At 59.3% G+C, this 19,752-nt stretch carries 21 protein-coding genes; 17 read left to right on the forward strand and 4 right to left on the reverse strand.

Annotated elements, in window-relative coordinates:
• From NV64_RS10950 to NV64_RS11010, 13 genes are all read left to right on the forward strand, one after another.
• Positions 1–395, forward strand: a 395-nt coding sequence (locus NV64_RS10950) for a PilN domain-containing protein (RefSeq protein WP_199177650.1), incomplete at its 5' end; no start/stop codon positions are given.
• 127 nt (positions 396–522) lie between these two features.
• On the forward strand, positions 523–1,032 hold the full coding sequence (locus NV64_RS10955; RefSeq protein WP_056232538.1) for a hypothetical protein: 510 nt from the start codon (positions 523–525) through the stop codon (positions 1,030–1,032).
• Positions 1,033–1,175: 143 nt separating this feature from the next.
• Positions 1,176–1,580 carry a HofP DNA utilization family protein gene (locus NV64_RS10960; protein WP_158239891.1) on the forward strand — a complete coding sequence of 135 codons (405 nt, stop codon included), beginning with the start codon at positions 1,176–1,178 and terminating at the stop codon, positions 1,578–1,580.
• A gap of 196 nt (positions 1,581–1,776) precedes the next feature.
• Positions 1,777–3,012: a DNA uptake porin HofQ gene (hofQ, locus tag NV64_RS10965; RefSeq protein ID WP_199177652.1), complete on the forward strand. Its 1,236-nt coding sequence runs from the start codon at positions 1,777–1,779 to the stop codon at positions 3,010–3,012.
• A 391-nt stretch (positions 3,013–3,403) separates the two neighbouring features.
• Positions 3,404–3,925, forward strand: a complete 522-nt coding sequence (aroK, locus tag NV64_RS10970) for a shikimate kinase AroK (protein WP_056232534.1) — start codon at positions 3,404–3,406, stop codon at positions 3,923–3,925.
• Positions 3,926–3,976: 51 nt separating this feature from the next.
• Positions 3,977–5,065, forward strand: a complete 1,089-nt coding sequence (aroB, locus tag NV64_RS10975) for a 3-dehydroquinate synthase (protein ID WP_101505920.1) — start codon at positions 3,977–3,979, stop codon at positions 5,063–5,065.
• Between the two features lie 92 nt (positions 5,066–5,157).
• Positions 5,158–6,228 carry a cell division protein DamX gene (gene damX, locus NV64_RS10980; RefSeq protein ID WP_101505921.1) on the forward strand — a complete coding sequence of 357 codons (1,071 nt, stop codon included), beginning with the start codon at positions 5,158–5,160 and terminating at the stop codon, positions 6,226–6,228.
• Between the two features lie 127 nt (positions 6,229–6,355).
• Positions 6,356–7,183: an adenine-specific DNA-methyltransferase gene (gene dam, locus NV64_RS10985; RefSeq protein ID WP_056232527.1), complete on the forward strand. Its 828-nt coding sequence runs from the start codon at positions 6,356–6,358 to the stop codon at positions 7,181–7,183.
• Between the two features lie 19 nt (positions 7,184–7,202).
• Positions 7,203–7,889, forward strand: a complete 687-nt coding sequence (rpe, locus tag NV64_RS10990; protein WP_056232525.1) for a ribulose-phosphate 3-epimerase — start codon at positions 7,203–7,205, stop codon at positions 7,887–7,889.
• The gene (locus NV64_RS10995; protein ID WP_101505922.1) at positions 7,873–8,562 is read left to right on the forward strand and encodes a phosphoglycolate phosphatase; all 690 of its coding nucleotides are present in this window, start codon (positions 7,873–7,875) and stop codon (positions 8,560–8,562) included. The genes rpe and NV64_RS10995 overlap by 17 nt, the downstream gene beginning before the upstream one ends.
• Before the next feature lie 5 nt (positions 8,563–8,567).
• On the forward strand, positions 8,568–9,572 hold the full coding sequence (gene trpS / locus NV64_RS11000; RefSeq protein ID WP_056232522.1) for a tryptophan--tRNA ligase: 1,005 nt from the start codon (positions 8,568–8,570) through the stop codon (positions 9,570–9,572).
• 202 nt (positions 9,573–9,774) lie between these two features.
• Positions 9,775–10,143 (forward strand): DUF6516 family protein, encoded by a 369-nt coding sequence (locus NV64_RS11005; RefSeq protein ID WP_101505923.1) that lies wholly within the window; start codon positions 9,775–9,777, stop codon positions 10,141–10,143.
• Positions 10,140–10,520, forward strand: coding sequence for a transcriptional regulator (locus NV64_RS11010; protein ID WP_199177651.1), 381 nt, complete (start codon positions 10,140–10,142; stop codon positions 10,518–10,520). Before NV64_RS11005 ends, NV64_RS11010 begins: the two co-directional genes overlap by 4 nt.
• Before the next feature lie 33 nt (positions 10,521–10,553).
• Here the strand turns inward: NV64_RS11010 and tsgA are convergent, their stop codons facing one another.
• Positions 10,554–11,738, reverse strand: coding sequence for an MFS transporter TsgA (gene tsgA / locus NV64_RS11015; protein WP_056232518.1), 1,185 nt, complete (start codon positions 11,736–11,738; stop codon positions 10,554–10,556).
• A 275-nt stretch (positions 11,739–12,013) separates the two neighbouring features.
• On the opposite strand from tsgA, the gene ppiA reads away from it, so the two are divergent.
• The 3 genes from ppiA (at position 12,014) to NV64_RS11030 (ending at position 14,602) form a co-directional block, all read left to right on the forward strand.
• Positions 12,014–12,586, forward strand: a complete 573-nt coding sequence (ppiA, locus tag NV64_RS11020) for a peptidylprolyl isomerase A (protein WP_101505924.1) — start codon at positions 12,014–12,016, stop codon at positions 12,584–12,586.
• 136 nt (positions 12,587–12,722) lie between these two features.
• The gene (locus NV64_RS11025; RefSeq protein WP_056232514.1) at positions 12,723–13,298 is read left to right on the forward strand and encodes an aminodeoxychorismate synthase component II; all 576 of its coding nucleotides are present in this window, start codon (positions 12,723–12,725) and stop codon (positions 13,296–13,298) included.
• 86 nt (positions 13,299–13,384) lie between these two features.
• Positions 13,385–14,602, forward strand: a complete 1,218-nt coding sequence (locus tag NV64_RS11030; RefSeq protein ID WP_101505925.1) for an aspartate aminotransferase family protein — start codon at positions 13,385–13,387, stop codon at positions 14,600–14,602.
• 208 nt (positions 14,603–14,810) lie between these two features.
• Here NV64_RS11030 and NV64_RS11035 read toward each other — a convergent pair whose 3' ends face one another.
• The 3 genes from NV64_RS11035 to NV64_RS11045 form a co-directional block, all read right to left on the reverse strand.
• Positions 14,811–16,889 carry a YccS/YhfK family putative transporter gene (locus NV64_RS11035; RefSeq protein ID WP_101505926.1) on the reverse strand — a complete coding sequence of 693 codons (2,079 nt, stop codon included), beginning with the start codon at positions 16,887–16,889 and terminating at the stop codon, positions 14,811–14,813.
• A 59-nt stretch (positions 16,890–16,948) separates the two neighbouring features.
• Complete coding sequence (crp, locus tag NV64_RS11040) at positions 16,949–17,581, reverse strand: cAMP-activated global transcriptional regulator CRP (RefSeq protein WP_024966547.1); 633 nt, start codon at positions 17,579–17,581, stop codon at positions 16,949–16,951.
• Positions 17,582–17,803: 222 nt separating this feature from the next.
• Positions 17,804–18,754, reverse strand: a complete 951-nt coding sequence (locus NV64_RS11045; RefSeq protein WP_101505927.1) for a LysR substrate-binding domain-containing protein — start codon at positions 18,752–18,754, stop codon at positions 17,804–17,806.
• 198 nt (positions 18,755–18,952) lie between these two features.
• Here NV64_RS11045 and NV64_RS11050 point away from each other — a divergent pair.
• Positions 18,953–19,752, forward strand: an 800-nt coding sequence (locus tag NV64_RS11050; RefSeq protein WP_146005474.1) for an MFS transporter, incomplete at its 3' end; no start/stop codon positions are given.

Raw genomic sequence — 19,752 nt, forward strand, 5'->3', positions numbered from 1 at the left:
AGAAGGCGCTGTTGGCAACCTGCGTCGAGGCGCAGCGGCTGGCCGCCGCACTGCAGGCGCGCACGCAGGCCGTTTTGCAGCCGCTGAACGCTCTGCAACTGCAGCGCCTGCAGCAGCAGCAGCGGCTGCAACGGCTTCTGCTGTGGCGGGATGTTGCAGAACGGATAGCGCAGGTCATTCCTGCCGGGGTGTGGCTGAGCGAGCTGAAAACAGGCACCGCTGGCGTGCAGCTGCAAGGTGCCAGCCGTGGCGTTGCGGGCGTGCACAGGTTCCGTGACCGTCTCGGGCAGCTGAGCTGGGTGCAGCAGGTCACGTCCGGCAGCGTGGTGCGTAACGCAGAGGACGAGGTGCATTTCAGCCTGCAGGTTCATTTGCGTCAACCGGCGTCCCCGTGATTCAGGACTGCCGGCTGGGCGGGCTGCAGGAGAACCTTCATGATCCGGGCTTATCTGTCCGGCTGACGACAGAACGAGCGACAGTGACGTATTTTTTGCCGGTTTGCAGGCGACAGGGGGAACACGCATGACTCAACGTTATCTGCTCAGGTGGCTGCAGGCCGCGTGGTGGCTGAAAACCGCCAGCGTGCTGGCGCTGGTGGCTGTGCTGGCGGCGCTGGGGTGGCTGTGGGGAGCCAGCCCGGTGCTGCAGCAGGCTGACCAGCTGGCACACCAGCAGCGTCAGGCGCTGCTGCGTTATCGTTTGCAGTTGCAACAGCTGCAAAAAATACCGGCGCTGAGCACGCTTCGCGCCAGGCTAGAGCAACTGCAGGCGGCTGGTGAGTCACGGCGCGACTTCTCCCTGCCCGCACTGCTGAGTGAAAGCGGCGCGCGGCTGCAGCACTGGCAGCCCGGCCCACAGGGCGGGGAGCTGGCGCTGACGCTGCAGTGGCCGCAGTTTATCCGGCTGCTGGATTATCTGACCACGCTGCGGCCGCCGGTGTCGATCGTACGGCTTTCGCTGCACGGTAACGCCGAGGCGCTGCGTCTGCTGCTGACGCTGGTGACGGAACAGGATGCCGGGGGCGCGCGATGAGCACGCGTTACCGCTGGCTGAGGGTGCCGCTCAGAGCGGCTACCACGATCTGTCGGCTGCCTGATGGGCTTTGTGCAGCCATATCGCGCTGTCGGCTGCTTAACAGGCTTTGTGCGGCTATACCACGCTGCCCACTGCATAAGGTGTGTGGAGCGACCTTCATACTTTCCCTGCTGCTGCCGGGGCCGTTACTGGCCGGGGAGGGGGGGACTCTGCGTGACCCTTTTGCCCCGCCGGCGCTGGCCCGCTGTGAGCTGCAGGCCGCCGAACGGCTGGGCTGGCAACTGCAGGGGGTGATTGGCCAGCCGGGCGAGTTTCATGCCTGGCTGGTGGCCCCGCCGGCGACCCGGCTGCGGCTGCGGGCCGGTGAAACTCTGCCGGGGACCCGCTGGCAGGTGGTGGAGATTGCCCGGTTCAGCATCACGCTGGGCGCAGATAACGGCTGCCCGCCGCCGCTGAGGCTGGCACTCAAGGAGAGAAACCGTGGACAGACTACCAATCCCACTGCTGCTGCTGGCGCTGGCGCTCAGCGGTCCGGCGCTGGCTGAACCTGAACGTACGCCGTTGGCTAAGCCTGTGCTGCTGGCTGACCGCCCTCCGGTAGCTGAGCGGACGCTGCCAGCTGAACGCAGCTCTTTGGCTAAACGGACGCTGCCAGCTGAACGCAGCTCCTTGGCTAAACGGACGCTGCCAGTTGAACGCAGTTCTTTGGCTGAGCGGACGCTGCCCGCTGAACGCAGTTCTTTGGCTAAACGAACGCTGCCCGATGAACGCAGGCCGCAGGCCGGGCGCGTGCCGCTGTCGCTTAACTTTGATGATGCGCCGGTGGGCCAGGTGCTGCAGGCGCTGGCCGACTACCAGCAGCTTAACCTGATGCTGGCACCCGGCGTGGAGGGGCGCATCAGCCTGCGCCTGGAGGGGGTGCCCTGGCGTCAGGCGTTGCAACTGGTACTGAAGCTGGGGCGGCTTAGCCTGGAACAGCAGGGCAACGTGATGCTGATCTATCCCCCCGGCCGGCAGCAGGAGAAGCAGCGTGAGGCCGAGCAGCAACGGGAAGATCGCGAGCGCCGTATGCCGCTGCAGACGCTGAGCCTGACGCTGCAGCATGCCGATGCCAGCGTGGTCAATGCCAGCCTGCAGAGTGAACGTGCGCAGTTGATGACGCCACGCGGGTCGGTAACGCTGGATACCCGTACCAACACGCTGCTGCTGCGCGACACGGCGCAGGCGTTAGAGCAGACCGGCCGCTGGTTGCGCTCGCTTGACGTGCCGCTACAGCAGATCGAGCTGGCCGCGCAGATTGTTACCCTGAGTGAAGAGAGCCTGCGTGAGCTTGGCGTTAACTGGGGGCTGGGCGGCGAGCCGCCGGTCGCTGACGCCCTGCGTGCCAGCCAGCTGCGCGTTGACCTCGGTGTGGCGCGGCCCGCGGCGGCGGCCGGTTTTACCCTCGCACGGCTGAACGGCCGCCTGCTGGAGCTGGAGCTCAGCGCGCTGGAGCGTGAGCATCAGGCGGATATCATCGCCAGCCCGCGCCTGTTTACTTCGCACCAGCAGACAGCCAGCATCAAGCAGGGCACTGAGATCCCGTATGAAGTGGCGACCGGTAACAGTGGCTCGACCACCATGGAGTTTAAAGAGGCGGTGCTGGGCATGGAGGTGACCCCGGCGGTGCAGGCCAACGGACGTATTTTGCTGAAGCTGCACATCACGCAGAACGTGCCCGGGCGCACGATGCGCAGCGGTGACAGCGAGGTGCTGACCATCGATAAACAGGAGATCACCACCCAGGTGACGCTGAAGGATGGCCAGACGCTGGCGCTGGGCGGTATTTTCCAGCAGGAGAGCGCTGCCGGCCGGAGAGCGGTACCGTTGCTCGGGGATATTCCACTGCTGGGCGCCCTGTTCCGGCACGGTGTTCGTGAGCAGAAAAGGCGAGAATTGGTGATCTTCATCACACCAAGGCTGATCCGCAGCGATTAATGCGAATTTTGAACCAAACTGAAGCACCAGCATGTTTTTTCCGGAATTGGTAACGGTTACGTTTGACGCAAGGGCGGAATTAGCTTACAAGGTTTAGCGATTTTGAATTACGGGCCAGCGGCCCATTAGCGTATGCATTTTAACCGTTTTTTATCGTGCGCAACCGGCGTAGCCGCTGCAACCACATCCGGCTGATAAATGAAGCGGACTGAAACGCGCGACAGTTCTGTGTGCAATGGGCAAGGTAAATTTAATCGGTTGCCAAAACACCTTCAGTGTTGAGATAATTTTTAGTCTGACTCTCGCACTATCGCTCATGAGGTTTCAGTTCATGTCCTGCCTGGTTTAGGGTGGGGTATCATCAACGAATTGTCTTAGTTATATCGAAAAAATGGCAGAGAAACGCAATATCTTTCTGGTTGGGCCTATGGGTGCCGGCAAAAGCACTATTGGGCGTCAATTAGCTCAGCAACTCAATATGGAATTTTTCGATTCCGATCAAGAAATTGAGCGACGTACCGGAGCGGATGTGGGCTGGGTTTTCGACGTTGAAGGCGAAGACGGCTTCCGCGACCGCGAAGAAAAAATCATTAACGAACTCACTGAAAAACAGGGCATTGTGCTGGCGACAGGTGGCGGTTCCGTCAAGTCTCGCGAAACGCGCAACCGTCTTTCCGCTCGTGGCGTGGTGGTCTATCTTGAAACGACCATCGAAAAGCAGCTGGCACGTACTCAGCGCGATAAAAAGCGTCCGTTGCTGCAGGTGGCCTCTCCGCCACGTGAAGTGCTGGAAGCCTTAGCTGACGAACGCAACCCGCTGTATGAAGAGATTGCTGACGTTACCATCCGCACCGACGATCAGAGTGCGAAAGTGGTCGCTAATCAGATTATCAATATGCTGGAGAAGAGCTGATAACGCTCTGATGCCCTGTCATGGGCAGCGCACAAAAGGTGATATGGCGTCATGGAGAGGATTACAGTAACGCTGGGGGAGCGCAGTTACCCCATTACTATCGCCGCCGGATTGTTTAACGACCCGGCTTCATTCTGGCCACTGAAGGCAGGCGATCAGGTTATGCTGGTGACCAACCAGACCCTGGCTCCTCTCTATCTGGACGTCGTGCGCGCACGCCTTGAAGGTGCCGGCGTGCTGGTCGACAGCGTGATCCTGCCCGACGGTGAACAGCATAAGACGCTGGCCGTGATGGACCAGGTGTTTACCGCGCTGCTGTCTAAACCCCACGGCCGTGATACTACGCTGGTCGCGCTGGGTGGTGGAGTGATCGGTGATTTAACCGGTTTTGCTGCCGCCAGCTATCAGCGCTGCGTGCGCTTTATTCAGGTCCCCACCACGCTGTTATCACAGGTGGATTCCTCCGTTGGCGGTAAAACCGGCGTGAACCATGCGCTGGGTAAAAACATGATCGGGGCGTTTTATCAACCGGCCTCGGTTATTATCGATCTCGACTGCCTGAAAACGCTGCCGAAGCGCGAGCTGGCCTCTGGCCTGGCGGAAGTGATTAAGTACGGCATCATCCTCGACGGCGAGTTTTTCAGCTGGCTGGAACAGCATATCGACGATCTGCTGGCGCTGGATGCTGGCGCAATGGCTTACTGCATCCGCCGCTGCTGCGAACTGAAAGCGGAAGTGGTGGCGGCCGATGAGCATGAGCGTGGGCAACGCGCGCTGCTTAATCTGGGCCATACTTACGGTCATGCGATCGAAACCTTTATGGGTTACGGCAACTGGCTGCACGGTGAGGCTGTGGCGGCCGGTATGGTGATGGCCGCGCGTAACGCACAGCGCCTGGGTCAGTTCACTGCCGAAGACGTGGCAAGGGTTATTGCGCTGCTGCAGCGTGCCGGATTACCGGTACATGGCCCGGAAAGCATGGCTCCCGCCGACTATTTACCACTGATGATGCGTGATAAAAAAGTGATCGGCGGTAAACTGCGTCTGGTCCTGCCGTTAAAGGTAGGCCAGGCCGAAGTGCGTAGTGATGTGCCACATGATATGGTGCTGGCTTCTGTTCAGGATTGTCTGAAGCCGTGATATCCACCCGCGCTCTGCCGCGGGTTCATCTTCAGATGTTACGGCCGTTCACAGGGTTTGAACGGCTTTGCTGCTCTATGGGAGGAGATTAAATGGACGAGTTTAAACCGGAAGACGAGTTAAAACCTGACACCAGCGATCGCCGACCTACGCGGCCCCGTAAAACGCCTTCCGCTGCGCCAAAGGTACCGGTATCACGTCAGCATATGATGATGGCGATCGGTATCCTGGTGCTGATCCTGCTGGTGGTGGGGATTGGATCGGCGCTGAAGTCGCCGGACAACAGCACGGCACAGAGTGGCGGCAACACACCGGCCAGCGGCAGCGCAGAGAAAAATATCGACCTTTCTGGCTCCTCGTCGATGAGTGGTTCATCCCCCTCTCCGGCAGCGGCTGAAGGCCCGCTGACCAGCGGCCAGGGCAGCTCGCCACAGGAGCTGAGCGCGCCGCAGATTGCGTCCAGCCCAACCGAAGCGCAGGCACTGCCAACACCGCAAAATCAGCAGCGGGTCGAGCTGCCGGGCGATCTGAATAACGCCCTGAGCAATCAGCAGGGGCAGGTGGATGCGGCAGCCCAGAGCGGCATCGGCGACTCCACCCTGCCGGTGGCTCCGGCTACCGTAGCCGCAGGTGCGGGCAGCCGTGCCTTGGCCGGTTCGTCCGTTGGCGCGCAGCAGAGCAGCAAACCTGCGGCGGCGCATAAGCCCAACAGCAAAGCGGCTCACGCTGAAAGCAAACCCCAGTCCACGGCGCGCAGTACGGTTAATCATGCCGCCAGCAGCGCTCCTGCCAGCCGCAGCACCGGCACCAGTGCCGCCAGCAACACCGCCAGCCGCAGCACCGGCACCAGTGCCGCCAGCAACACCGCCAGCAGAAGCCCGGTGGCCGCAGGCGGTTCAACGCCTGGCGGGAATTTCACCCTGCAGCTGAGCAGCGCATCCCGTTCAGATACGCTGAACGCCTGGGCAAGAAAGCAGAATCTCAACGGCTACCATGTCTATCAGACCACGCGTAACGGTCAGCCGTGGTACGTGCTGGTCAGTGGTTCTTATGCCACCTCTGCCGATGCCAAACGCGCTGTCGCGACATTACCTGCTGAAGTCCGGGCGCAGAACCCCTGGGTGAAGCCGGTCAGCCAGGTGAAAAAAGAAGCCGGAAAATAATTCTCCGCCGGGGCAACCCGGCGATTACTGAAGTGTGTGAGCGTGCCGCAGGCACGTGGACAGTTCTGAGCGCAGATATGCTGTCGGTGTAACCACAGCCTGATGAGTAAAAATAATTAACGACGGCATGAAAAAAAATCGCGCTTTTTTGAAGTGGGCAGGAGGGAAGTATCCCCTACTGGACGACATCCGTCGCCATCTGCCGGAAGGGGACTGTCTGATCGAGCCGTTTGTCGGTGCCGGGTCGGTCTTTCTCAATACGCAGTATCCGCGCTATCTTCTGGCTGATATCAACAGCGACCTGATTAACCTCTATAACATCGTTAAAGACCGCACCGACGAGTTTGTCGGCGACGCACGTGCACTGTTTACCCCGGAAGTGAATGATTCGGAGGTGTACTATGCCCTGCGGCGGGAGTTCAACCTCAGCCGTGATTCATACCGGCGTGCGTTGCTGTTCCTGTACCTGAATCGCCACTGCTACAACGGCCTGTGCCGTTATAACCTGAGCGGCGAGTTCAACGTGCCTTTCGGTCGTTATCGTAAGCCTTATTTCCCGGAAGAGGAGCTTTACGGCTTTGCTGAACGGGCGCAGAAGGCGATCTTTGTCTGTGAATCCTACGATGCTACGCTGACCAAGGCGCTGCCGGGCACGGTGGTCTACTGCGATCCGCCGTACGCGCCGCTGTCCGCCACCGCCAATTTTACGGCCTACCACACCAACAGTTTCAGCCTGCGCGAGCAGCAGCATCTGGCCGAGCTGGCGATGACGCTGGCGAGTGAGAGCGTTACGGTGCTGATCTCCAACCATGACACGCCGCTGACGCGTGAGTGGTATCATCAGGCGAAACTGCACGAAATTAAGGTGCGACGCTCGATCAGCCGCAGCGGCACCACGCGTAGTAAGGTGAGTGAGCTTCTGGCGCTGTACAGCGGCGTCGGTAAAAAACCATGAAGTGATTTGGGAGAAACGAATGAAAAAGTTTTTAATTGCCCCATCGATTCTGGCCGCAGATTTTGCCCGCCTGGGTGAAGACACGGCGAAGGCGCTTGCCGCTGGCGGTGACGTGGTGCATTTCGACGTAATGGATAACCACTACGTGCCCAACCTCACTATGGGGCCAATGGTGCTGAAAGCGCTGCGCGATTATGGCATTACCGCGCCGATCGACGTGCACCTGATGGTCAAACCCGTTGACCGTCTGGTGCCGGACTTCGCTAAAGCCGGCGCCAGCTATATCACCTTCCACCCTGAAGCCTCTGAACACGTTGACCGTACGCTGCAGCTGATTAAAGAGCACGGCTGTAAAGCGGGCCTGGTGCTCAACCCGGCGACGCCGCTGAGCATTCTCGACTATGTGATGGACAAGCTGGATGTGATCCTGCTGATGTCGGTCAACCCGGGCTTTGGCGGCCAGTCGTTTATCCCCGGCACCCTCGACAAGTTGCGTCAGGTGCGCAAGCTGATCGACCAGAGCGGCTTTGATATTCGCCTGGAAGTGGATGGCGGCGTGAAGGTCGATAATATTGCTGAGATCGCAGCGGCGGGTGCCGATATGTTTGTCGCCGGTTCGGCCATTTTTGGTCATCCTGACTACAAGAAAGTGATCGACGAAATGCGTACCGAACTGGAGAAATCTCATCATGGCGCGTTTCACTAAACCTCGCGCGCTGGCGTTTGATCTTGACGGTACGCTGACCGACAGCGCGCCGGGCCTGGCGGCCGCGGTGGACGCGGCTTTAACCGAGCTGGATTTGCCGGTGGCCGGCCTCGAACGGGTGGCCACCTGGATTGGTAACGGCGCCGACGTGCTGATTGAACGTGCGCTGACCTGGGCGCAGGGCCATGCACCGCAGCCTGAATACCTGCGCGAGGCGCGCCTGCTGCTGGATAAACACTACGCACAGAGCGTCAACAGCGGTAGCCTGCTCTATCCGCAGGTGCGTGAGACGCTGGCCGTGCTGGCGGCACACAACCTGCCGATGGCGCTGGTCACCAACAAACCCACGCCGTTTGTCGCGCCGCTGCTGGCGTCCCTCGGCATCGACAGCTACTTCTCGCTGATTATCGGCGGTGATGATGTGCCGGTGAAAAAGCCGCACCCGGCGCCGCTGTTTATGGTGCTGGGTCAGTTTGGCCTGCTGCCCGCGGAATTGCTGTTTGTCGGCGACTCACGCAATGATATTCTGGCGGCGCAGGCGGCGGGATGTCCCTGCATCGGTATGACCTACGGCTACAACCACGGTGAGCCGATCGCCACCAGCCAGCCGGACCTCACGCTCGATCACTTTAACGATTTATTGCCCGCACTCGGGCTGCCATTATCAGGATGACTATCATGAGCAAACCCATCGTATTCAGCGGCGCACAGCCTTCAGGTGAACTGACCATCGGCAACTATATGGGTGCGCTGCGTCAGTGGGTTCAGATGCAGGACGACTATCACTGCGTTTACTGCATCGTGGATATGCATGCGATCACCGTTCGTCAGGATCCGGTGGCGCTGCGTAAAGCCTCGCTGGATACGCTGGCGCTCTACCTGGCCTGCGGTATCGATCCGGCAAAAAGCACCATCTTCGTTCAGTCCCACGTGCCCGAGCACGCGCAGCTCGGCTGGGTGCTGAACTGCTACACCTATTTTGGTGAGCTGAGCCGCATGACCCAGTTCAAGGATAAGTCCGCACGCTACGAAGAGAACATCAACGCCGGGCTGTTTGACTATCCGGTGCTGATGGCGGCGGATATCCTGCTGTACCAGACCAACCAGGTGCCGGTGGGCGACGATCAGAAGCAGCACCTCGAGCTGAGTCGCGATATCGCTTCACGTTTCAACGCGCTGTACGGCGAGATCTTTAAGGTGCCGGAGCCGTTTATTCCTAAATCCGGCGCGCGCGTAATGTCGCTGCTGGAGCCGACCAAAAAGATGTCCAAGTCCGACGACAACCGCAACAACGTGATTGGCCTGCTGGAAGATCCGAAGTCGGTGGTCAAGAAGATCAAACGTGCGATGACCGACGGCGACGAGCCGCCGGTGGTGCGTTACGACGTGAAAGAGAAACCGGGCGTTTCTAACCTGCTGGATATCCTCTCCGGCGTGACCGGCACTCCGGTAGCCGAGCTGGAAAAACAGTTTGAAGGCCAGATGTACGGCCACCTGAAGGGCGCGGTAGCGGACGCCGTTTCCGCGATGCTCAGCGAGCTGCAGGAGCGCTACCATCGTTACCGCAACGATGAAGCCTTCCTTGAGCAGGTGATGCGTGACGGAGCGGCCAAAGCCCGCGCCCGCGCGCAGGAGACGCTGAAGAAGGTATACGAAGCGATTGGCTTCGTCGCCCAGCCGTAATCCTTACCCGCGGGCCGTCAGGCGGCCCGCTACTTCCTTCCACTTCTACCTCCACCTCCTCTGAACGTCCCTTGTACCCATAATCCGGACTTACGGCCCTTTGGCTATGTATGCAAAGCCTCTTTGTGCTGTTTCTGGCGCGGGAGATTGAATGTCCTTATTCTGATGTTATGATCCGCCCATAAGGATATGGGGTGACAGAATGGATCAGGAAGATTATGGCTTACGAACGTTGCTTGATATGCATGGCTACCAGTTCACGCTGGATAACGGCTACTGGTGGAAAATCGAGGCCTATGGCGTTGAGAAATCACGGTTCAGACCGCATGGTATCCGCTACAACCTGACTCTGCATAACCGCTACAACCATCGCGTTTTCGGGATGGATAATGCACATGCGATCGATCCTCCCAAAAAAGGGGGGTTCCCTGCGCGTCTGGTGGTGTATGACCATCTGCACCGAAACTCAATCGATCCGGGTTATCCCTATTTCTTTCACTCTGCCGCTCAGCTTTTAGATGATTTTTTTGCCGCAGTAGATCGCGTTGTCAGTGAGGATAGAGGTAAATGATGAAAGCATTAATCGGTGTGATCCCTGAACAGATTCTGAGAAAGCGGATGCTGGCGATTGCCTCAGGCAAATATCAGCCGCTGCCGGATGAACCGAAAGTCTGGTTTGCTTCGGTGAACGCCATCGGGCAGATCCTCAGCAATGAAAATATCGCGCTGTTACGGCTGATGGCAGAGCAGCAGCCGCAAACGATCAGCGCGCTGGCCCGGCTGTCTGGCAGGCAGGTGAGCAATTTATCCGTCACGCTGAAAACGCTGAGCGGCTATGGTTTTGTACATCTGGAAAAGCGGGGAAATTCAATAAAACCGCGTGCGCTGTATACCGATTTTGAAATCCGCATCGACAGCGTCTGGATGAGCGATAACAGCGCCGCATAAAAAAGGCCGGAATCGCTTCCGGCCTTTTTTGTTTTAGTGGGAACCCATATGCCCGTGCTGCTTGTGCTTGCTGACGAAGCCGAGCAGCAGACACATGATGAACACCACGGCATACAGCCCGTTGGCGGTCGCCAGCGCCGCGTGTGCGCCGCCTTTCTCGACGATCGGGCCGGTGACCACGAAGGTCAGCATGGTACCGACGGTGCCGCAGGTCAGGATAAAGTTCACCAGCTTCGGCGAAGAGACCTTAGTCTGCAGCGAGCCGAGGGTGATGATGGTGGTGTAGATGGCGCTGGAGAAGAAGCCCAGGCAGATCATAATCCACTTCAGCATCGAGGCATCGCTGCTGGAGATAAACCAGTACATCAGCCCGGTGGCCACCAGCGCCAGTACGGTGAGGATGCGCTGCGGATCGAAGAAGCGCAGAATGGCGCTGAACGCCCACATGCCGACCATATAGGCGGTCCAGAAGTTGCCCACCAGCGTACCGGCCTGGGTGATATCCATGCCCATCTCTTTGGTGGCATACTGCGGCACCCAGCCGATAAAGCCGAGCTGGCCAAGGATGTAGCACAGCGCCGCAATCGACAGGAAGCCAACGCCGATGCCCCACTTTTCTTTTTCCACCGGTTGTCCGCTGTGGCTCTTTTTACCCAGTACCGGGAATTCGAAGCACAGCGCGAGAATAAAGATCGCCACGTAGATCACTCCTATGCAGGCATATACCCAGTACCACGGCAGCGCACGCGCCAGCAGGGCGGCGGCGATAATCGGGAAGATGGTACCGGCCATGCTGAAGAACGAGTCGGTAAACAGCAGGCGGGACCCGCGCTGACGGCCCTGGTACATGTGGGTGATCAGGAAGGTACCGATCGACATGGTGATACCGCTGACGACGCCGAGCACAAACATGCACAGAGAGAACACGCTGAGGCTGTGGGTGGTCATCAGGCCGGCGATCGCCAGGATCATCAGCACGAAGCCAAACATCAGCTGGCGCTTCAGCGGCACGATCTCCATCAGCCAGGCGTTCAGGAACACGGCAAGCAGGATACCGGCGTTCAGGAAAGTAAAGGTGTTGCTCATCTGCGCTACCGGCAGATGGAACCAGGCAGCAATATTCTCCAGTACCATGCCGGTGACGATGACCACAGCACCCGTCAACGCGTAGGAGAAAAAGCTGATCCAGGTAAGCCCAATTCGATCGCGATTAGTCATAGTGGAAACCTGTTAGAAGGAAGTCAACGGGCAGGGCGCCCGGGGAGTTGCCGGGGAAGTTTAACGATATTCGTGATCTGCATAAATCTTTACTGAAACATTAATTTTCATATTTCATTCATAATGTGATCAGGATCACCGTTTCGTGCAATGCGATAACGTTTGCGCCGGCGGCCCGGCTGAGTAAATAAAGGTAAAACACTGGCGCGGCACCGGGTGCCTCTTTACAATCAGCTGTGCTTTTATGGCTTATCGCCCCCCGTAAGGAATCTTTCATGTTGAAACGTACTTTGACCGCCATGGCGGCCGTTCTCGCGCTCTCTACCCTCTCTGCTTCTGCGCTGGCCGCAAAAGGGGATGCGCACGTGCTGCTGACCACCTCAGCCGGCAACATTGAGCTGGAGCTGAACAACCAGAAAGCCCCGATTTCAGCAAAAAACTTTGTCGATTATGTGAACAGTGGTTTTTATAACAACACCACTTTCCACCGCGTGATCCCGGGCTTTATGCTGCAGGGCGGTGGCTTTACCACGGATCTGCAGCAGAAGCCGACCAACGCGCCGATCAAGAACGAAGCGGATAACGGCCTGCTGAACAAGCGCGGCACCATTTCCATGGCGCGCACCGCAGAGAAGGACAGCGCCACCAGCCAGTTCTTCATTAACGTGGCGGATAACGCCTTCCTTGACCACGGCCAGCGCGATTTTGGTTACGCGGTGTTCGGCAAGGTGGTGAAAGGGATGGACGTTGCTGACAAGATTGCGCAGGTTCCGACTCAGAACGTCGGCCCGTACCAGAATGTACCGGTGACGCCGGTGGTGATCCTCTCCGCCAAAGTCCTGCCGTAACGCTCCCCGCGCGGCCCGTGTGGCAGGCCACGCCTGCTGCACCGGCCGCACTGTTCTGCCCGCCTCGGTGGAAACAGATCTGCAGCCCGGCCTAAAATCCGTAGAATAAGCGGCAACCCGTCGATCAGGATTTTTCATGCTGCTGCTTATTGATAACTACGACTCCTTTACCTGGAACCTTTACCAGTATTTCTGCGAGCTGGGCGCGGAGGTCTGCGTGCGCCGCAACGATGCGATCACTCTGGATGAAATCAGCCAGCTGGCACCGCGTCAGCTGGTGATCTCCCCCGGCCCCTGTACCCCGAACGAAGCCGGTATTTCGCTGGAGGCGATCCGCCACTTTGCCGGCCGGCTGCCGATCCTCGGCGTCTGCCTCGGGCATCAGGCGATTGCCCAGGCGTTTGGCGCACGGGTGGTGCGCGCGCGCCAGGTGATGCACGGCAAGACGTCGGCCATCGAGCATAATGACGGCGGCGTGTTTGCCGGGCTGAATCATCCGCTTAACGTTACCCGTTACCATTCGCTGATCGTGGAAAACGGTACGCTGCCCGCTGAGTTTGAACTGACGGCCTGGACGCTGCGCGACGGTCAGCCCGATGAGATCATGGGTTTTCGCCACCGCACGCTGCCGCTGCAGGGGGTGCAGTTTCACCCGGAAAGCATTCTCAGCGAGCAGGGCCATCAGCTGCTGGAAAATTTTCTCAGAACCTGATTAACGGTTGCCTTTGTGTGATTTTTTATGCATATTTTATGACTATATTTTCATGTTAATTTAACGTTCAACGGGTGAGGTAGGGAATGGCGGCTGAAAAAATGGCGGTTACGCGGGCGACCTTTGATGAGGTGATTTTGCCTGTTTATGCACCTGCACAGTTTGTGCCGGTGAAAGGAAAAGGCAGCCGCGTCTGGGATCAGCAGGGAAAAGAGTACGTGGATTTTTCCGGTGGGATCGCGGTAACGGCGCTGGGGCACTGCCATCCGGCGCTGGTTGAGGCGCTGAAAACCCAGGGCGATACCCTGTGGCACACCAGCAACGTATTTACCAACGAACCTGCGCTGCGCCTGGCTTCAAAGCTGATTGCCGCCACCTTCGCCGACCGCGTATTTTTTGCTAACTCCGGTGCGGAAGCAAACGAAGCCGCCTTTAAGCTGGCGCGCTACTACGTCAGCCAGCGTCACAGTCCGTTTAAAAGCAAGATTATTGCCTTCCACAACGCCTTCCACGGCCGCACGCTGTTTACCGTGTCGGTTGGCGGTCAGCCGAAGTATTCCGACGGCTTTGGCCCGAAACCGGCCGACATTATTCACGTGCCGTTTAACGATCTGGCCGCGGTGAAGGCGGTGATCGACGATCACACCTGCGCCATTGTGGTCGAGCCGATTCAGGGCGAGGGCGGGGTCACGCCGGCTACGCCGGAATTTATGCAGGGCCTGCGCCAGCTCTGTGACCAGCACAACGCGCTGCTGGTGCTGGACGAGGTGCAGAGCGGTATGGGCCGCAGCGGCAAGCTGTTCGCTTATGAGCACTACGGCGTGCAGCCGGACATTATCACCACCGCGAAAGCGCTGGGCGGCGGCTTCCCGGTCAGCGCGATGCTGACCACCAATGAGATCGCCTCGGTGATGGCTCCGGGCGTGCACGGCACGACCTACGGCGGCAACCCGCTGGCCTGTGCGGTCGCCGAAGCGGCGCTGGATATCATCAATACCCCTGAGGTGCTGGACGGCGTGGCCGAGCGCCGTCAGCTGTTTGTCGAGGCGCTGCAGGCGCTGGATGCCCGCCTGGACCTGTTCAGCGAGATCCGCGGCAAGGGCCTGTTAATCGGCGCGGCGCTGAAGCCACAGCACGCCGGCAAAGCGCGTGACATCCTTACCGCCTCGGCGGCGGAAGGGGTAATGGTGCTGGTTGCAGGGACTGACGTGATCCGCTTTGCTCCGTCGCTGGTGATTGAGCCTGCCGACATTGCCGAAGGTATGGCACGCTTCGCGGCGGCGGTGGAAAAGGTGCTGGCGTAAGCCTCACCGACTTTACACGCTGACTGGCTGACTGGCTGACTGGCTGACTGGCTGACTGGCTGACTGGCTGACTGGCTGACTGGCTGACTGGCTGAACGATCGTGTGGCGTGCTGGCGGGCGGGCACTTAGCCTGGCCCCAACGGCAGCGACGACAGCGACGGATGCCGGTGGGTAACGGTGATGCTGAGGGCGGGAGCGATCCCGCCCTCAGTTTTTTTTGCCCAGACGGCGGCGCAGCCAGCCGCCGTGGTGCGGGCGCTGGCTCCATGTCAGCGACGAGATAGTGTGCATTATGCTGAGGTGGCTGAGGATGCGCTTAACGTGGCGTTCGACCACGGTGGTTGGCCCGCCGTGGAGCGCCTCAGGCGCTTCCAGCACGTTGCTCTCCGATCCCGGTCCGTCATACTCCAGCCGCTGCTGGCAGCGCTGCAGGGCAATCTCACAGGACTGCAGATAGCGCTCCGCAAGCGATCGGGTCAGCATGGTATGTTCGCGCGCCAGGATGGTAATGGCGTTGATATGTTCGACGATAAACTGGCTGTGGGTCACCCACAGCTTCATGTCGGAGAGATAGCGTGAGTTAAAGCCCGGCTCCTGCATCGCCTGGTTCAGCGAGTTAAACAGCGCATTGTGCGCCTGGTTGACGCGCATGCGCTGATACGCCAGCTTGCCGGCATCCTGCTCGTCGCCCAGTAACAGCCGCAAAGCCTCCTGGTCCGCCTCCAGCGCGTCGTGCGCGTTCTGCCGCAGCAGGCCGTTCTGCCACTGTGGCCACAGCCAGATCATGCCGCCAAAGGCGATCAGGCAGCCCATCAGCGTATCCATCAGCCGCGGCAGCAGAAAATCGGCACCGTTCAGCGACAGCAGTTGCAGCGTCCATACCGTGGTCACCGTAAAGCCGACCGTGGCCCAGCCGTAGAACGGGCGGATAATCAGGTAGCTCACCAGCGTAATCGCCAGCATCAGCAGCAGCACCACCGACTCCGGCGCGTGCAGGCGCAGGGTGAGTGCCGCCACCGCCAGCCCGGCCAGTGTGCCCAGCGCACGGTGTTGAATGCGTACCCGGGTAGCGCTGTAACCGTTGAGGCTGACGAACATCACCGTCATCAGCACCCAGTAAGGTTTGGGCAGGTTAAAGAACAGCGCCAGCGTACTGGCAAAGGTCAGCATCACCGCATAACGGGCGGCGGTGCGCAGCGCGGTGGACTTCAGCGACAGGTAGCTTTTCAGCGCCGGGATCAGCGGCAGGCGGCGCTGGCGGTCGGCCATCAGGTCGCGGCGGTAGAGCGGCTGCTGGGTGCGCAGCAGGCGGGCGATACGGCTGAAGTGGTAATAACAGAAGTTGCCGACCGGATTGTCAGGATGCTGGCGGGCGATCTTCTCCAGCGCCTGTAGCTGTTTTTCCATGCCAAAGCGCGCCGACAAACGATGGTAGAGGATATCATCCGCCAGCGTGCGCAGCCGCGCGGCAATAATCCGGGCGTTCCAGCGGATCACTGCCTCTGCATGGCTCTGTTCGACCAGCTTTTGCACCTCCTGCGGCTGATGCAGGCTGACGGCGATATGCTCCTGCAGATCCAGCGCCACCTGAAAGGCGCGCGTCAGCCGCCGGTAGTGCTGATCGCGGCCGGCGGAGAGCATATGCATCTGCTGATAGCAGGTATTAATCAGGTCGACCGCCTTCTGCTGACGAATCAGCAGCGGCGGCAGCGCGGTATCGGGGTCGGTCAGGCGGGTCAGCAGGGTATATTTGGCTTCGCAGTAACCCGCCAGTTCACGGTAAAGCAGGCTCAGGGTTTCCCGCAGCGGCTGCTCTTTCCACAGCCAGAACCAGAAGCCGTTAAACAGTCCGTACCACAGGGTGCCGCAGATAAACAGCAGCGGCGGCTGCCAGACAGGCACCCGGCCTGCCAGGCTTAAGGTAAAGATGGCGGCGATCAGCGACGCGGGCAGCAGGCGGCCGTGCAGCGGGCTGATTTCACCCAGCACGCCAAGCACCATCGTCATCAGCAGCAGGATCAGCGGCAGCGGCACGCCCTGTGCCCCGGCGTACTGGATCAGAAAACTGCAGCCGGCAAACAGCGAGCCGCCGACGATCAGGCGTTTAAAGAAGCGTTTATGCAGGGTATCAAGGCCGGCGTTGTTGCAGCAGGCGGGGACTAAAGAGAACAGCAGACCCTGTTGCAGGGCTCCGAACAGCCAGCCAATCGCCACCGGCAAACAGAGCACCAGCGTTTGCCGCAGGGCGTAGTTGACCTCAGGGTGATAGATGAGTCTACGCCACATGCACCGTACCCATAAAAAAGGCGCGACAGAAGCCTGTCGCGCCGCAGGATTAAGATCGGTTAACGGGTGCCGTAAACGACAATGGTTTTGCCGTGTGCAGAGATCAGATTCTGATCTTCCAGCATTTTCAGGATACGGCCCACGGTTTCACGGGAACAGCCGACGATCTGGCCGATCTCCTGACGGGTGATTTTGATCTGCATGCCATCCGGGTGGGTCATGGCATCGGGCTGTTTGGCCAGATTGAGCAGGGTCTGGGCAATACGGCCGGTCACGTCGAGGAAGGCGAGGTTGCCGACCTTTTCAGACGTCACCTGCAGACGACGCGCCATCTGCGAGGAGAGACGCATCAGAATATCCGGGTTTACCTGAATCAGCTGACGGAATTTTTTGTAGGAAATTTCAGCCACTTCGCAGGCCGCTTTCGCGCGCACCCAGGCGCTGCGCTCCTGCCCCTCTTCAAACAGGCCCAGTTCGCCAATAAAGTCGCCCTGGTTCAGGTAGGAGAGGATCATCTCTTTGCCTTCTTCATCCTTGATCAGCACCGCTACCGCGCCTTTGACGATGTAGTAGAGGGTTTCTGCCTTTTCACCCTGATGGATCAGCGTGCTTTTGGATGGATATTTGTGAATATGGCAATGTGACAGGAACCATTCGAGAGTCGGGTCTGTTTGCGGTTTGCCGAGAACCATTCGCTGTTATCCTCTGTTTTGTCATCGAGCCCAAAAACAGGGGCTGCTCTCCCTGCCAGGCGTTGAAATAGTCAAGCGTTTCCCTGAGGGAAAATGATACGGGTCTCTGTTCAGAGCAAGGCTCGCGTAGGGGGCCCGTTTTTACCGTGCATGATGGTGACAGTAAATATTACAGCTTTGTTTGTAGCACAGCTTTACATAACTGTCTTGTGTTGTATCGCTTCAGCATAGCGGGAAAAGGGAGGGCGTGCTGTTTTTGCCGGTAGAACAGCGCCACGCGTCACGCCCGCTGGCTTTCTCAAGTATTTTCAACAGCTGCTGCGCGCTGGCGGTCAGCGGCGAGTGGCTGGAGCAGACCGCGCCATACCGCAGCGCGGGTAGCGTGCCGATCGGCAGCTGCACCAGGCTGTGCGACCAGCGGCTCACCACCGGTTCCGGTAACAGCATCAGGTATCCCGCACGCTCGACCAGTTCGATGGCGGACAGTAACGAACTGGTGCGTAATGCAGGCTGCGGCAGCGCCTGAAAAAAGCGTTTCAGCTCATCATTTAACGATGACAGCGTGGCGCTCTCATCTTCTGCCAGCAGCCATTTTTGCTCGCTCAGCTGGGTTAACGCCCGCACCCGCCGCGCCGGATGATTTTTGCTGGCGACCACGCACAGCGGCACCTGAAAGAGCGGGGTGATCACCAGCCGCTCCTGCTTAAGGTCAGCGGGAACCGGCCCGGCGGCAAAGTCGATCTCGCCGCTGTTCAGCAGCGGCAGCAGGCTGCGCATCAGGCCCTCTTTGACGGTTAGCCGGGCCTGCGGGTGGCGCAGGCGGAATTTTTCGACCACCTCCGCCAGCATCGTTGAGCCCACCAGGCTGCAAACTCCCACCGCCACCTTCCCCTGCTGAGGATGCTGGGCGGAGTAGATTTCATCCCCCGCCCGCTGCAGCTCCTGCAGGATAAAGCGGTTGCGTACCGCGAACAGCTGGCCGCTGGGCGTCAGCGTGATCCCGCCAGGGCCGCGCAGAAACAGCGCCGTTTGCAGCGTATTTTCCAGTTCCTTCAGCGCCCGGCTGATGGCCGGCTGTGACTGTGCCAGCGTGCGGGCCGCCGAGCGGATACTGCCCTGACGCACGACTTCTTCAAACACCCGCAGCTGCTGCATTTTAGGTAGATAGCGCATCCCGTTCTCCTTCACTGATGCCAGAAACGTATCAGGGCAACGAAAATTTCATCTTACCTGACTGATGTAAATCCCTGCTGGTGTTGTGGACATGTTAAATCATTGTGCTTGTTTCGTTGTGATGTTGCTCACAGCGCGGGACAGAGACTGACGGACGTAATTGATTGATTCCTTTTCAGTTAATTAGGAGAAACAGCAATGGATAGACGCGCACGCCTGGGAATGATCCTGATGTTATTTGCCGGCTATACCCTGATTTATATCGATAAAACCGTGATGGGCTTTGCGCTTCTGCCGATACGCGCAGAGTTTAACTTCACCCCGCAGCAGGTCGGCCTGATCCCGGGCTTATTTTTTTTCTCCTACACCCTGTTTCAGATCCCCGCCGGCTGGTTAAACGACCGGCTGGGCTACCGGGCGATGCTGGTGATGTCGCTGGCGCTGGTGGGCGTATGTGCCCTGCTGTTTGGCTGGTGGGGGCTGGGCCTTGGCTGGCTGATCCTGTTTCGCATGCTGGCCGGCATCGGTCACTCCGGTTATCCCAGCGCCAGCGCGAAAACGGTGACCATGACCTTCGATCTGCAGCATCGAACCTTTGTACAGTCGCTACTGCTCTCCTCCTCAGGAATGGCGATGGTGATCGGGCCGCTGCTGGCAATCTGGGCGCTGCGGGTGATGCACTGGCAGCAGATGTATATGGTGTTTGCCGCACTCTTTCTGCTGGTGGCGCTGCTGATGCTGGTGCTACTGCCAAAACACGGACAGCAGCAACAGGAGGTGGCCGCGCCGTCGCGGGGTAGCTGGCGGCTGATGTTTCGTCATCCGCTAATCTGGCAGCTGATTATCGCCAACGTCTGCGTCAATCTTCCCGCCTACAGCCTGATGGCCTGGCTACCCAGCTTTCTGGTCAAAGAGCATGGCCTGTCGATGGCCGTTACCGGTGAGATCATCTCCATCGGCGGTATTGGGGCGTGGGCTTCGTCGATTATCGGCGGCTG

This window comes from Erwinia sp. B116, from assembly GCF_002865965.1.
GTDB lineage: Bacteria > Pseudomonadota > Gammaproteobacteria > Enterobacterales > Enterobacteriaceae > Erwinia.